Source organism: Paenarthrobacter sp. YJN-5 (assembly GCF_015040095.1).
Taxonomy (GTDB): domain Bacteria; phylum Actinomycetota; class Actinomycetes; order Actinomycetales; family Micrococcaceae; genus Arthrobacter; species Arthrobacter ureafaciens.
Genome location: NZ_CP053544.1, coordinates 1063806 through 1078076 on the forward strand (window position 1 = coordinate 1063806; position 14271 = coordinate 1078076).

Consider the following 14271-nt stretch of genomic DNA (forward strand, 5'->3'; position numbering starts at 1 on the left):
ACGAGGGCTGAGGCATCCTTAAGTTCCGTGCCGATAACCAGCGCCCTAGAGCCTACCCAAGCCCCGGCTCCCAGAACGACCAGAACGAATGCGAGTAGCCATATCCCTATCCGCCCAGATCGCCGGGGCGTGCGGCTCCGTGCCAATCGGGGCGCGACTGACTTGTCGTCGTCGCTGGTCTCCGTGGTATTCGCGTCCAAGATTACGGCCTTCCGAGGCCGCGGTACTGCCACCCGGCTGTGCGCCATTTGGCAGAATCCAAAACGTTTCGACCGTCTAGGATCCGTGGTTCAGTAACGAGATCCTTGACAACATATGGGTCGAGATCCCGATATTCGTTCCACTCCGTCAACAGCAGGACGGCGTCGGCGTTGCGGAGGGCCTGATCCAATTCGGGCTCGTATTGCAGTTCAGGAAAGCGACGTGATGCATTGGCTAGGGCTTTTGGATCGGTGACCGTCACTACGGCGCCCTGGAGCTGTAGCTGGGCCGCGATGCTCAGAGAAGGAGAATCCCGGACATCGTCGCTATCGGGCTTGAAAGCCGCGCCCAGCACGGTTATGCGTTTTCCAAGCAAACCGTCCACGCAGAGCTCGCGGGTCAACTCGACAACACGAGTACGCCGGCGCATGTTTATTGCGTCGACTTCTCTAAGGAAAGTCAGTGCCTGGTCCGCGCCCAGTTCCCCGGCTCGTGCCATGAAAGCTCGTATGTCTTTCGGAAGGCATCCTCCACCGAAACCAATGCCAGCTTGGAGGAACTTGCGTCCGATACGCTCGTCGAGCCCAATTGCATCCGCCAACTGGGTCACGTCTGCTCCTGCAGCATCGCATAGTTCTGCCATGGCATTGATGAAAGAAATCTTCGTAGCCAAAAAGGAGTTTGCGGCCGTCTTTACCAGCTCTGCAGTTGGTAGATCAACGACCAACCGAACGGTTCCGTCGGCCAGTGGAGCCTCGTAAACCTTGTCGAGGATAGTGACCGCGACGTTATCCTCCAAGCCATCGGCGACGCCGTATACAAATCGGTCGGGCTGAAGAGTGTCTTTAATCGCGTGGCCTTCACGTAGGAATTCAGGATTCCAGACAACGTGAACACCCGGTACGTGGTCAGCCACCAACCGGGCGAGCCCGGCTGCTGTTCCAACTGGTACCGTCGACTTCCCAACGAGGACATCACCCGGCGAAAGGTATGGGATCAGAGCACGAACCGCCGCGTGGACGTATGTGAGATCCGCGCCGTTCTCCCCCTTCTTCTGTGGTGTTCCGACGCAAATAAAGTGGACATCGCTTCCAGCGGCTCTTGCGATGTCACTCGTAAAAGTCAACCGAGCAGTTTGCTGAACGTCCTGGAGGAGGTCATCGAGGCCGGGTTCGAAGAATGGCGCTTCTGCCGATGCAAGCGCCTTAGCTTTGCTTTCATCCAGTTCTATCCCCACTACTTCGTGTCCGAGTTTAGCCATGCAGGCGGCGTGCACGGCGCCTAAATAGCCACAGCCGATAACTGAAATGCGCATGAGACGATTGCCTTCCCCATTGTTGAATCTGGTCTAGCCGATTCGGTGCTAAACGGCACCTGTGCTTGCGAAAACGGCCTTAAATGTACGGAACAGGATGACTACGTCGCCCATCAAGGACCAGTTTTCAACGTAGTAGAGATCGAGGCGGATGCTCTCTTCCCAGGTCAAGTTTGAACGGCCACTGACCTGCCATAGCCCGCTCATTCCAGGACTGACATAGAGACGGCGATGAGCTGCGTCATCATAGAGTGCGACTTCGCCGTCACGCTGCGGCCGGGGTCCTACGAGGCTCATACTGCCACCCAGGACGTTGATGAGTTGCGGCAATTCATCCAGAGAGTACTTGCGTAGAATTCGTCCTATCGGCGTAATTCGTGGATCGTTTTCAACTTTGAACAGTGGTCTATCTGCTGAGCCTTGCGCTTCCAACAGGGCCGCTAGTTCGGCGTCCGCATTTGGGCGCATGGAGCGAAACTTAAGCATGTCAAAGGTTGAGCCACGTAGTCCCACCCTGCTTTGACGATAAAACACTGGTCCACTGCTTGTGCCCTTGACCAACAAAGCGATTATTAGAAAAAGTGGGGACAGAATGACCACCAGCGACCCGGCAATCGCGATATCGAAAGTCCGTTTCGCAACCTTCTTGCCGCCGGTTAGCTTAGGGGTGGAAACGTGAATTAGCGGCAAGCCGGCTACTGGTTGCGTGTGGATGCGCGGGCCGGCTACATCTGTAAGCGCTGGCGCCAGTATCATTCCTACATCACGAGCAGCCAGCTCCCACCCTAGTTTCCGGAGGTCGCGAGGGGGGATGTTTGCACCTGCTGAAATGGCGACAGAGTCGGCTTTAATGCTTGATATGGCGGCCAGAATCGACTCTACGTCTGTTTCTCGGCCGGTGACCGGAACGGTCAGATTCGTTTGCTCGACTCTCTGGTTGCTTTCACCGGGTAGGTGAGCAGCTACAGGCACGTAGCCTGCTTCAGGAACACTACCTAAGGACTCAACAAGATGCGCTGCGGAGTCAGAGCTGCCAACAATTAATACTCGGGAGCTACTTTGCCCTCTTCTGCGGTCCAAGTTGAGGTGCTGCCTAATCAACCACCGGGCTATGAGCAGGCCTAAAGCGCCCGCTGGGAAAGCCAATCCAACATATCCACGGGCAGTATCTATTCTGAACCCGTAGGAAAAAATGGCAACGAAACCAAAAAGCCAAGCGGAAGCCGAGATAATTCGTTTGTATTCATCTGTTCCGCTACCTAGCACCTTGGATTCACGAGACCCCCACAACTCGAGCATTAGCCACCAAGCTAATACTAATGCTACGGATAGGAGAACATAATCGAAGTCGCGGATAGTGCCGTTGGTTAGGTCCGCGAAACCGAAACGTACGCCGTACGCACCTACGATGGCCCAGATGATGACCGCGGCATCAACGAACCGGATTCTGGAGACGTAATGAGTACGCCATGCCTTTCGTTGCGCAGTCGTCCGCAACCTCGTTAGCGAAGAAATTTGGGCCCCCATAGTGTTTGTTGATGTCCGCAGCATATTGTCGGTCAAGGCTGTGAGTGGCGCCAATGTTACTTCTTGCGAAGGATTCTCGACCGACGGTGTCACTGGTCAGGCATGCCAAAGACAACTGCGACTGTCAACGGATACAGCGCAATCATAGACCATGCTCGCTGGCTACCTGAATCGTGGAACAAGCGGTTAGGCGTAAGCTCTATGCGATCGTGCGATAGTTGACGCAGGAGCCTCCGGCCCGCATGTCCAGCCGATCGCGCGCGACTCCGTCTCCGCGTCATTTTCACGCTGGTGGGGGCGTGCCGGATATCAAATTAGAAGGGGCAGAACTTGGGGAAGAGGGCTGTTGACGTCACAGTTGTGATTCCGTCCACCGGAAGAGCGACGCTGTCGCAGGCAATTGAGAGCGCTAAAAGTCAGAACTTTTCTGGCATCTTGGAAGTTATCGTTGTATTCGACATAGATCCGGAAAAGACCAGTCCTGAGGTGGAACGGTTGGCTGCAGATGCCGATGCCGTTATGTTTACGGGCGGGGGACGGAAGGGCGGGTTTGCCAGGAACCTTGGAGTCCGCCACTCGAACGGCGACTGGATTGCGTTTCTCGACGACGATGATACCTGGCACCCCTCAAAAATCACCCGACAGTTGCAGCTTGCAGAAGCCAAAGCCAGCAGGGGGAAGAGAGCCATCGTTGGCTGCCGGGTGCAGCAAGTATCGCAGACGTCTGGGCCCGCAAACATCGTTTCCGGAATCCCTGCAAAGCTGATCGGTTCGGGAGATCGAATTGAAGACTACCTCTTTGCAAGGAGGCGCCCAGGAGCTAAGCGCGCGAGTTTCTTCACATCGACGGTTTTCGCTGCTCGAAGCATCTGTGAAGAGATAGCGTGGGATGAGACCTTGGCTCGGCACCAAGACTGGGATTGGTTGGTGCGTGCGAGCAAGGCGGAATCAGTATCAGTCGTTCAGGCGGAGGACGTCCTCGTTTCTATTCACTTAGGCAGCCAAGGATCGATTTCTGCTGGTGCCGATTGGGCTAGCTCCCTTGCTTGGGCAGATCGGTTGCTTCGACCGCTAGGCGCAAGGGTGTATGTGGATTTCATCACCGCGCAGACGCTGCGTTACGCCCTTCAGAAGAGAGACCTAACGGGCGTTCGGGTGGTCCTAAAGCGCATGCTCCAAAGCCGGTGCGTCCCAAGCATTGGCCCTGCGGCTATCGGCCTGGCCGGTGCCATCCCGAGAAAATCACTGCAGTGGTTGATGAGGAAAATACGGTAGGTGCTATGACACAGGAACGGGGGATCGACTTGCAGCAAACAGAATGCCGCAAGGTTGCGATTGTTGTGTCCCATCTGGCACCAGCGTTTGGCATGGAACGAGTGGCGCTTCAAACCGCTGAGTTGTTGGGTGCTAACTACGAGGTTGAGGTTGTCTGTATAGGCGGTTCGCAATCAGACCGCGAACTTTATCCAGAGGCCCGTATCTTGGGCGGGCCCCTGCGGGGTTGGCGCCGAGTGACGTCGTTGTGGCGCCTGTTCAAGTTCTCGGGTCAGCTAGAGACGGATGTCGTGCTACTAACTGGAGTCTGGGTAGCATTGCCCTGGCTGATGGTTGTCAGGCGAAACAGATTCGCGGTCTTGGTCTGGGAACATTCCTTACTGAGTAAGCGCGTCGCGTCCTCACTGCAGATGCGTGTTCTGGCCTGTGGCGCGCGGCTTTTTTACAGGCGCTCGGACGCTGTTGTTGCCGTAAGTGAACCCTTGCGACGTGACATAGCGGCTCTTGCTCGTTCCTCTCAGGTCGTCACCATACCGAATTTTGTAGAAACCCCCCTGGATGCTGATTTACCTCTTTCTCGGCCACGCGTTCGCGGTGACAGTATTCGGTTGATCACTGTTGGTTCACTAACTGCAATAAAGTCACAAGAAATCGTTATCCGAGCACTATCTCTGCTTGAGGATAAATATACGCTGACTATAGTGGGTGCGGGGCCTCGTGAGGATAACTTACGAGAGCTTTCACAGAGTTTGGGTCTTGGCCCCCGTATTAGGTTCGCGGGTTTCTTGGGTCCTGACGAACTCAAACATGAAATGATAAGCGCTGACCTGATGGTTCATTGCGCTGTTGTCGAAACCTTTGGTTTGGTATATGTGGAGGCAGCTAACCATGGTCTACCCGTTATATCCACAAGTAATGACGTGGCCGAGGAAATGATTCCTGCTTTTGTTCCTGGGTGGACCTGCGCTGCAAGTCCATCAGGCGTAGCTGAAGAAATTAAGGCACGAGCTTCGGCAAAAATAGAGAAGGCCCTGATATATAAATCAGCTCAGCGTCGGCGAGCTACTTTTAGTTCAAATTCAGTTGCTAACAAGTGGGCAGAAGTTTTTTCCGCTCTGACTTCACCGGCGCGATCGCTATGATGGCCGGGGAGGGAGAAGGCTAGACATGCAAACTGTCGTCGAGTACGCCATCGTAAGCATGTCGCTGGTCGCGCTGATCGCCAACCTCCGTGTGCTCGCCTCCAGTGGCATCATCAAACGCGACTTGCCAAGTCTTATAGGTGTGGCATCCCTTGTACTCGGCGGACTGTTGTATGAGGCTGGACTTGGGCTGGTCGGGCAGCCTGGGCAAGTCGCTGTATTCGGTCTTCTTCTGGGCTGCGTCATACTTGCTACGGTCGGTCGTGTAAGGGAGAAACAAAGAGGGGGAGCGCAGCTATCCCGCCCGTTGTCTATTGGCCCATTCTTTCCGTCCGCCGTCGCTGTAGTCATGGCAACGGTGAATGCCGTAGCAAATGTCGATTTGCCACTCGGGCAATCCGTTGGTCGTTTCCTCGCTGTTGCGATTCTTGTGCTTGCGGGCCTTTTGGCTTGTGTGGGGCGGATATATCTCGAAGATGTCGGTCGAATCATAGTATGCTCTGTTTTGATCATTTTGATGTTGACCCTCTTTGCAGGGCCCGCATGGCGCCCATGCGACATATTTAAATGTGGCCCATTCGGTGCTATATATACCGGACCTTTCTCATCAGAAAACGCTCTCGCTATATATGCATGTGTGGCAATATTGTTTGTGCTGAAAACCTGGTCGGGGACGGTGTCTGTGCTGTCGCTACTGCCTGTTCTGCTGACGCTGTACGCAACTGAGTCACGCACGTCCCAACTTGCGGTCGTTCTGGGGCTCGCAGCTTGGGCTTTCTACTTGCTCTGCCTGAAAGGGACAAGAAGAACGAGAGACTTCCACCCAGATCCGTCCCGGGGCAAACGGCTAGTATTCCAATTGACGGTGGCCGCTATTTTCTGTGTCGGTTTCTACCTAGTGACCAATGCCGAACCCGCACAGTTCAGCAACCGGGGCATGATATGGATTCGGGGTCTGACAGCTCTTGGTGATGACTGGGCAGCAGGCCTAGGACTCGACCGCTGGACTTATTACCAATCGATTGGGCTGTTGCCACCGCTGTTCCCACACAGTGAGTATTTGTTACTTCTCTTCGGTGGAGGTGTATTGAGCGTGGGCTTCCTGTATGCGGCCCACTACTCTTCAATCGCTTCTGCAAGCAGGCGAACGGCTGACTTGGGAGTTGCGGTCTCCTACAATGTGTTTCTTGCAGTGCTAGGACTAACCGAGGCTTACTGGAACCCTGTGGCCTTTGACGGGCACACCTTTCTAGTTCTTCCGCTTGTCTATCTTGCGAGTAGGGCTGTCGATCCCGTGCCGTCTGGGCTATCAACAAATCGTTCTAGGAAGCTCTCGTTGCGTCCTGAATAAGGCTTCCAACGGGATCCGTTGGAAGCGCTCACGGCCGGTCCAATTCGGAAGCGGGCTGCCAGCCGACCGAGACGAGCTTTGAAGCCGGTATGATTGCTCTGGCTGAGGATCGAGGCTTCTGTCGGCCTGTGCCGGACAACATCTTTACTAAAACGGGGGGACCGAAGTCTTGGATTTGCCAGACTATTTGCGCATATTACGCCGAAACTGGATGATCGTTTGCGCAGGATTACTTGTTGGCCTTCTAGCGGGGGCCGCACTTAGCTTTGCCATGCCCCGCAGCTACACTGCGAACACCAAACTATTTGTTGCTATACAGAACTCTGGGTCGGTTCAGGAGCTACAGCAGGGCAACACCTTCACGCAAGCGCGGGTGCAGTCATACGTACAAACAGCGACCACTCCTATCGTTCTCCAGCCGGCTATCCAGGCGTTAGGGCTAGATACCAGCCCCGAAGAACTGGCTGAGCAGATGAAGGTGTCCTCGCAGCTTAACACTGTGCTCATTAGCATTGAGGTTTCGGATCGTTCCCCCGTCCAAGCCGCGGCGATTGCGCAAGCTGTGGGTGACAGCCTAATCAAGGCAGTGGAGACTCTAGAAAAGCCGCGGACAAGCGGGGCATCTCCGGTCAGCCTTTCTGTGGTGGCTCCCGCGGTTGCTCCTGAGTCCCCGTCGACGCCGAATACGAAGTTGAACTTGATTCTCGGGCTCTTGGCAGGCCTCGCGCTTGGGCTAGGAACTGCGTTGGCCCGGGGGCTCCTGGATACCCGAATCCGGGGCGAAGCGGATCTTCAAGGGATCACTTCCGCACCGCTTCTTGGCGGCATAGCTTTCGAGCAAGCAGCTGTGAAGAAGCCTTTGATTACGCAAATCGCGCATCAAAGCCCAAGGGCGGAGTCTTTCCGGACGCTCAGAACGAACCTGAAGTTCGCCAACGTTTCATTCAAAGAGAAATCTCTAGTTCTTACTTCCTCGTTACCGGGGGAAGGGAAAAGCACTACAGCAGCCAATCTGGCCATAGCCCTCGCTCAAGCGGGACAAACGGTTTGTCTTGTGGATGCAGACTTGCGCAGACCAATGATTGCCGAGTACTTGGGACTGGACCAAACGGTAGGTTTGACCAGTGCGTTGGTGGGCACCGTTGAAGTAGATGACGTTATCCAGCGATGGGGTGAAGACGACCTGTATGTCATTACCTCAGGCCAAGTGCCGCCAAATCCGAGTGAACTTCTTGGATCACGAGAGATGCGCGAGTTAGTCGACCGTCTCGAAGCAACATTTGACATCGTCGTGGTGGATGCACCGCCCCTCCTTCCGGTGACCGACGCTGCAGTACTCGCGGAGCATGTCGGCGGGGTTGTAGTCGTAGTAGGGGTCGGCAAGATTCGACAGCAGGCCTTGGAACGTTCGATGGAGGCACTCAATCGAGTAGGGGCCACCGTCCTGGGCATGGTTTTGAACAGATTGCCGCATAAGGGGCCTGATGCTTACTCCTACACGTACGACGGCCGCCCTGACAACACCACGGACAGAGTTGAATCTAGGAGTAAACGGCGCGAGGATTTTCGCGTCCGCTCCTCGGCTTCTTCTGCGAGTGCTACCTATGAAGATTCGTATAGGGAGCATGGGCGATCATTTTTCGAAGAGCCGGTACGTACTCCATCCACCTATCCGCCTCGACGAGCCGGTGATTCTTAGCCCGCTCTCGCCTATTCTCCAGCACGAACAGAAGCAGGCGTGCCGGGGTCGACTAGTTCAGTAGTCATAGACGCCAGGTCTTAGGGGAATGAAGTGACTGTCAACCTAAAGGGCTTTCGTAAGAATGTCATGGGGTTATTAGCCGGACAGCTCACGAGGCTGGGATTGCAGGCGGCCTACTTTGTTGTGTTGGCGCGGATGCTGGGAACGGCCGAGTATGGAGCCTTCGCTGCAGCACTCGCGCTTGCAGCGTTAGTAGCGCCGTTCAGCAGCTTAGGTGCTAACGCGATTATGGTGCGCAACGTTTCGAGAAATGCGGCAGTTGCGAGTGCCGAGTGGCTGAGGGCTCTGGGATATTCAGTAGTCGTTGGGCTGCTCTTGGCCTTGGGTGTGACCGCACTAACGGATCTCATTGCACCGCCCGAGGTCTCCTATTTGACCATATTCCAGGTCGTCATAGCGGACGTCATAGGCGTCAAACTCGTAGAGTTGGCTGGCATGCTTTGGCAAGCCCTGGGGCGGACTCGGGCGTTGATCATTCTGCCGGCGGTCATTAACGCCTGTCGGCTCGGGGCCGCAACTGTAGTTATGCTCATGGCACCCGACATCGGACTTGAAAATTGGTGCACCGCGTACCTTGTGGTGACGATGCCCATAGCAATGGCTGCAGTTCTTGTAACCACGCTTAAACTTGGCCGGGCGAAGGCTGGCTTTCAACTCCGATGGTCGGATGTCCGTGAAGGCATGCTTTTTTCGATTGCGGGTTCGGCCCAGAACGTTTACAACGATATAGATAAGGCCATGCTGGGGAGACTGAGCTCCGTGACTAGTGCGGGCCTCTATTCCGCCGCCTACAGAGTCATCGACATGGCCTACGCTCCCATTCGGGCAGTTGCTGCGGCTGCATATCCTCATTTCTTTCGGGAAGGAGAACGCGGCCTGTATGCCGCAATGCACCTAACACGCAAGATAGCACCATTGGTGCTTGGGCTTGGTGCGCTTGCGGCGGTCGGCGCATTTCTGGCTGCGCCCATCGCGCCACTGCTGTTGGGTGCTGACTATGCTGAGGCCGTTGATCTGATACGGCTGTTGGCATTGCTTATAGTCCTTCGGGCCGCGTCTTATCTTGCCGCAGATACGTTAACGGGTTGCGGACGCCAAGGGTTCAGGACATTAGCTCAAGTTGGAGCGGCCCTAGTAAATGTAGGCCTGAACTTGATCATCATTCCGACGTGGAGTGTCTATGGCGCGGCTACGGTCACACTGGTTTGCGAAGGACTCTTGGCCCTAGTGCTGTGGTCCCACATTTGGTGGGTGCTGAGGCGAGAAAAAAGTGGACGCGGACGGCGACGGCTGACTAAGTCCCGGTATCGCCGACGGGCAGGAAGACGGACAGGCAATCGCTCCCATGAACCGGCGGAGGCAGATAAGAATCCTCCGTTGTCCGTGTCAAGTTAGAGGGAGGGGCTGTAGGTGACAATGACAGTTTCCTTTGTTGGCCTGCATCACGATTCGGGTCCCGCGCCCACTGTGTCCTTGAACCATAAATAAGTACGCAGGGGTCCGCGCCGAAGATGCTCTGCGCCTTCGACTCAGAGGACCACCTGATGCCCGACTCACTGCCCTTGCTTACCGTCGTCCTTGAGGAACCTGGTCCTTTGGACCGGGAGTCGGCGACTTTCAGGCGGCTCCTGGCCGCACGTTTGCGCTTTGAATCTCAGCTCCGCATCGTGCACGTTGATGAGACTCTCACCACTAAGGCGATCGCTGCCTTGTGCGATTCCCTTGAGAGTAAGTACGTGGTGTTCATGAGGGCCACCCAGCAGCTATCGCCAACCTATTTGGCAGCCATGCTCGACTACCTAAGACCAAGGAACATCTACTTGGCAGAGCCGGTGGTTTACGCAGGTGCCATTCCCCAGAACGTGTCGGCTACCAAGATCGAGGACGCCTACCGCTATGCCCGCGACACGGACATTTATGGCGTTGTCTTCAACACGGGTCGTTTGGCGCTCGCGCTGGAAGCCATAGGAGATGTTGACCGCTCAGCCCTCTACCTCAGCTACCGCCTGTACTGGTCAATTGGGGCTGTTAAGCCCCTGAGCGTCGGTTTCTCCGTTGCAACGGATACAAAGGCTGCCATTGGTTTGAGCGTCGAGTCTGATGTGGAACGCTTGGTGCCGCTCATAGGTGCGGCCTCCACGGAACTTCGCATCTACCTCGTCAGGTACCTTGCGCTCTTTCTGCGCGGCTTGCGGGCGGAGAAGGCCACCCAAGTCAGCCTGAACCACCTCCGCGACGTTGTGCGCAGTTTCAGGTTGGTCGAGCTGGCCCGCTTCGTGGAACCTCTACAGCCTTTTGAAGCGGCGTGGATTCGCTGGCTGGGCGGGCCAGGCCCTGAGGCTCGTCCCTTCAAACAACTGACCGGAGGCGACTCCTATCTGCTTTTCAGCGAAGGAGAACAAGAGTCGGGTGACGACTTGTTGCTCTACAGGTTGACGTGCGGGGGAGACGTCCTGACCATCCGGAAGTCCTACCGGCCGCATGATAATAGGCCGGGTTTCGGGCGGGCCGGTACCTACGACTTCTACAGCCGGCCCATAGGGCCACACTCGACCATGCTGTTTTTCGACCGACCCATGCAGGCTGACGACAATGCCGAACACCTTTACGAGTACTTCACCCGGAATCATCCGGAATACACGGAAGCCTACTTCGCCCTCAACCCAAAGTCCCCGGATTGGTCCCGGCTAAAGGACAAGGGCTTCAAGCTCGTGCCGATTTTCACCACGGATTTCTACGAGAAGTTCCTCATCTCTGACCTGGTGGTTTCTTCCCAGATCTACAACGTGAGGTACAGGGGAAAGTCCTTCGCCAACTCGCGGTTCGTCTACCTTCAGCACGGGATCCAGCTTAACGACATGACTGATTGGGTACTGTCCAAGTACTACGACGTCTTTGTGGCAACGGGTGAACTCGAAGCTGACTACATGGCTGCGCTGGCGCCCAATGAGACCGTCAACTCCGGTCTGCCTCGTTATGAGGTTCTGGCCAGGGAGAAGTCATCATCGACGCACTTGCTGTTCATGCCCACGTGGCGGTTCAACCTGCATCAAGTGTCGGCGGAGGGCTTCGCCAAATCCGACTACTGCAGGGCGATCAACGAACTTATTACCGACCCGCTGCTCTTGAATCACCTTCGCGAAACAGGCCGCATTCTGCAGGTGAAACTACATCCGAACGTGGACAAGCGCGCTGGTCACTTCAAATTCTCCGAACACGTTATCCAGTCGGAACTGAGCTACCGGGAAGCGATCACTTCGGCTGAAATGGTCTTCACGGACTACAGCTCAGCGGTCCTTGACGCGGCATTCATCGAAACGCCGATCGCCTACTACCACTGGGATGCTGCCGACTTCTTCCAAGAGCAACCGTACGAAGCCAGGGTTGATTACACCGAAGACGGACTGGGACCTGTTTTCCACAAACACGCCGACTTGGTGAGCCACATCGTTCAGGAGGACTACCTCCGTTCAAACGAACATTTCGCCAAACGCAGGGAAAGGTTCTTCCGGGGAGTGGACCCGGCCAACATCAACGCATCAATCGTGGAGAGGATGCTGAGCCTCTAATGAACATCGCACGCCATATCAAACGCCGCGTTACCGGCCTGGGCAAGAACCTTGCCTATTCATCACTAGGAACCGAAGCTGCACGCCGGGTTCTCAGTTCCCCATCAAACTCCGCTGCCCGGCAGTTCGTCAAGAAGAAAGGACTGGAAGGAAGCCTTCGCCGCGTTGCGTCGGGGACGCTGCCCCCAGGAACCTACTTCGCCAAACTGACCATTGCACGTTGGCGCGAACACAACGGTTCAAACTTCCGGCTGCTCCAAGGCTCCAAAGTGGTCTACGGCAACCGCATCGAACCGCCCGCACGTGGGTTCCCACTCGAGTACCGTAACATTGTGGTCACCTCGGACGACCCCACAAAGTTCACGATAGATATCGACGTCCCCTATGAACTAAAGATCGGTAGGGGAGCGTTCACTACCACGCAGCAGCTCAAGTACGACAAGCAGTACGGCGTGGAACAGCACGGAGACGTCTTCTACTCCATCCGCGGAAACACCAAGAATCCCAAAAGAATGCTCATCACTTTCCCGGGGTTTGGGCCATCAACCACCCGGATCTCCTACGCCGTCAGCTACCTCAAGGCGCTAACGGACCAGGACCTGAAGGACACCGTCATGGTCTGCTTCCAAGACCGCTACCTGAGCGCGGGATCGTACATGATGGTGGACGCTGCCGGCAGGCCGTTGTACGGCCGCGTATGCGCCGCCATCAATCAACTGCTCTCGCGGTACAAGATCGGAGCTGCGGACGTGCTCATGTTTGGTGCATCGAAGGGTGCGAGCATTGCTATCCACTATGCCCAGGAGTACCCGGACGCCCGGCTGCTCCTGGCAGTGCCGCAAATGAACCTGCCGTACTACTTCAACAAACCGTTCTTTCGGGACAACCTCTTTAGAAACAAGGCGCTGAGGGCGATCGAACAGCCCGAGTCCGCTCTTCGACGGTACTTCGCCGAAGGCCGCACGATTGACTACTTCTACACAAACTCAGATGAGCTGAGTAACCACTCGCTCATCGAGTTCGTACGGGATGTGCCGAACCTGACCAAATACCGGGTCAACGGCGCACACTCGGACGTTGCCAAGACGGCCCTGCCGGCGATGCTGGGAATTATTCGCGCATTCCTCCAAGGCGGCTCGCAAAACCAGAACATCACGTGCGAACAGGCCAGGGTATTCGAAGAAGGCAATGCCATCCAGCTCCAGGTTCGCGTCGATCCTGAGTCAGCAGAAATGAGCGGAGCGAATTGGTTCCTGGAAGGCCAGCTTGGGCGGACGCGATTCCTGCAGCTCATGAGCAACCATGCCTACGGCTTCGTCAAGTACACCTCTGAAGCCCAGAGGCTTTCCCGTGCATACGATCCGGTGGGGCAGCTTGCCCACGTTGTCGCGATCGGACCGCGGGGGACGATAGCGAGTGGCGAACTGCCTCAAGTCGCTCTGGCTCATGAGGGGGACAGAATCGAAGGGGTCATCGAGGCAGCCCAACTCAGCCTGGCTAGCGGCGCGACTGCGGAGCATGCAGTTCTGGACGGAACACGCCTTGGCCGGTTCCGATATAAGGTCTTGGCGTCAAACCCCGATGGCCACACTCTGGAGGTCCACTTTGTCAGCGACATCGAGGCCGAAGTTCCTGCCTTGGCTGAAGTCCCGGTCACAGGGCATGCCTCCCACGTGATTGCCGTCCAGCTCCGGGATGGTTGGGACCTGGCAGACGTGTTTGTGGTGCGATTACTGGTGGCCGCGGGCGTGGAACACGTTCAGGCAGTCATTTATGACCTTAGGGATGACCCTGAGGCGGAAGGCGCCTTTGCGGCACTTGAATGGCCGCACGTCACTGTTGTGAGAGCCGAGGACGCCGAGCTCAGAACCGAACAGCCGGCGTAGAAACCACAAAGTACCCGTAAGTCTGCGAAGTCCTGCTTTGGAAGCGATGCGCGATCACCCCAACATCCTGATGATGAGTCGTTCGAGAAAGTGTGCGTGGAGTAGGCAAAAGTGCTCGATGGCGCTGACGTTAACAGCCTCAGGACGTCAGAAAACGTCATGTTCAGTGCTGTCGTGGCTAGACCAAGCGAATGGGCTGTTAGGCGCACCCGCCGCACCGCTGTTAATGCCGCCGAACCGTTA

Annotated in this window: 9 protein-coding genes; 7 read left to right on the plus strand and 2 right to left on the minus strand. The window is 56.1% G+C overall.

Going from position 1 to position 14271, the window contains the following annotated elements:
- Positions 1 to 202 precede the first annotated feature (202 nt).
- Complete coding sequence (locus HMI59_RS05100) at positions 203 to 1516, minus strand: UDP-glucose/GDP-mannose dehydrogenase family protein (RefSeq protein WP_193593025.1); 1314 nt, start codon at positions 1514 to 1516, stop codon at positions 203 to 205.
- Between the two features lie 48 nt (positions 1517 to 1564).
- The gene (locus HMI59_RS05105) at positions 1565 to 3043 is read right to left on the minus strand and encodes a sugar transferase (protein ID WP_193593679.1); all 1479 of its coding nucleotides are present in this window, start codon (positions 3041 to 3043) and stop codon (positions 1565 to 1567) included.
- A gap of 330 nt (positions 3044 to 3373) precedes the next feature.
- Here HMI59_RS05105 and HMI59_RS05110 point away from each other — a divergent pair, with 330 nt between their 5' ends.
- The 7 genes from HMI59_RS05110 (at position 3374) to HMI59_RS05140 (ending at position 14028) form a co-directional block, all read left to right on the plus strand.
- A complete protein-coding gene (locus HMI59_RS05110) occupies positions 3374 to 4318 on the plus strand; it encodes a glycosyltransferase family 2 protein (protein ID WP_193593026.1) in 945 nt (314 codons plus the stop codon).
- Positions 4294 to 5460: a glycosyltransferase family 4 protein gene (locus HMI59_RS05115; protein WP_193593027.1), complete on the plus strand. Its 1167-nt coding sequence runs from the start codon at positions 4294 to 4296 to the stop codon at positions 5458 to 5460. The genes HMI59_RS05110 and HMI59_RS05115 overlap by 25 nt, the downstream gene beginning before the upstream one ends.
- 25 nt (positions 5461 to 5485) lie before the next feature.
- Positions 5486 to 6811: an O-antigen ligase family protein gene (locus HMI59_RS05120; RefSeq protein WP_193593028.1), complete on the plus strand. Its 1326-nt coding sequence runs from the start codon at positions 5486 to 5488 to the stop codon at positions 6809 to 6811.
- Positions 6812 to 7022: 211 nt separating this feature from the next.
- A complete protein-coding gene (locus tag HMI59_RS05125) occupies positions 7023 to 8510 on the plus strand; it encodes a polysaccharide biosynthesis tyrosine autokinase (RefSeq protein ID WP_370583584.1) in 1488 nt (495 codons plus the stop codon).
- A 93-nt stretch (positions 8511 to 8603) separates the two neighbouring features.
- Complete coding sequence (locus HMI59_RS05130) at positions 8604 to 9968, plus strand: lipopolysaccharide biosynthesis protein (RefSeq protein ID WP_193593030.1); 1365 nt, start codon at positions 8604 to 8606, stop codon at positions 9966 to 9968.
- A 149-nt stretch (positions 9969 to 10117) separates the two neighbouring features.
- Positions 10118 to 12142, plus strand: coding sequence for a CDP-glycerol glycerophosphotransferase family protein (locus HMI59_RS05135; RefSeq protein ID WP_193593031.1), 2025 nt, complete (start codon positions 10118 to 10120; stop codon positions 12140 to 12142).
- Positions 12142 to 14028 carry a hypothetical protein gene (locus HMI59_RS05140; RefSeq protein WP_193593032.1) on the plus strand — a complete coding sequence of 629 codons (1887 nt, stop codon included), beginning with the start codon at positions 12142 to 12144 and terminating at the stop codon, positions 14026 to 14028. The genes HMI59_RS05135 and HMI59_RS05140 overlap by 1 nt, the downstream gene beginning before the upstream one ends.
- Positions 14029 to 14271: the final 243 nt, after the last annotated feature.

Coding starts and splice junctions, on each gene's coding strand:
- HMI59_RS05140 (WP_193593032.1), top strand. CDS start 12,142: ATGAACATCGCACGCCATATCAAACGCCGCGTTACCGGCCTGGGCAAG.
- HMI59_RS05105 (WP_193593679.1), bottom strand. CDS start 3,043: ATGGGGGCCCAAATTTCTTCGCTAACGAGGTTGCGGACGACTGCGCAA.
- HMI59_RS05120 (WP_193593028.1), top strand. CDS start 5,486: ATGCAAACTGTCGTCGAGTACGCCATCGTAAGCATGTCGCTGGTCGCG.
- HMI59_RS05135 (WP_193593031.1), top strand. CDS start 10,118: ATGCCCGACTCACTGCCCTTGCTTACCGTCGTCCTTGAGGAACCTGGT.
- HMI59_RS05125 (WP_370583584.1), top strand. CDS start 7,023: ATGATCGTTTGCGCAGGATTACTTGTTGGCCTTCTAGCGGGGGCCGCA.
- HMI59_RS05100 (WP_193593025.1), bottom strand. CDS start 1,516: ATGCGCATTTCAGTTATCGGCTGTGGCTATTTAGGCGCCGTGCACGCC.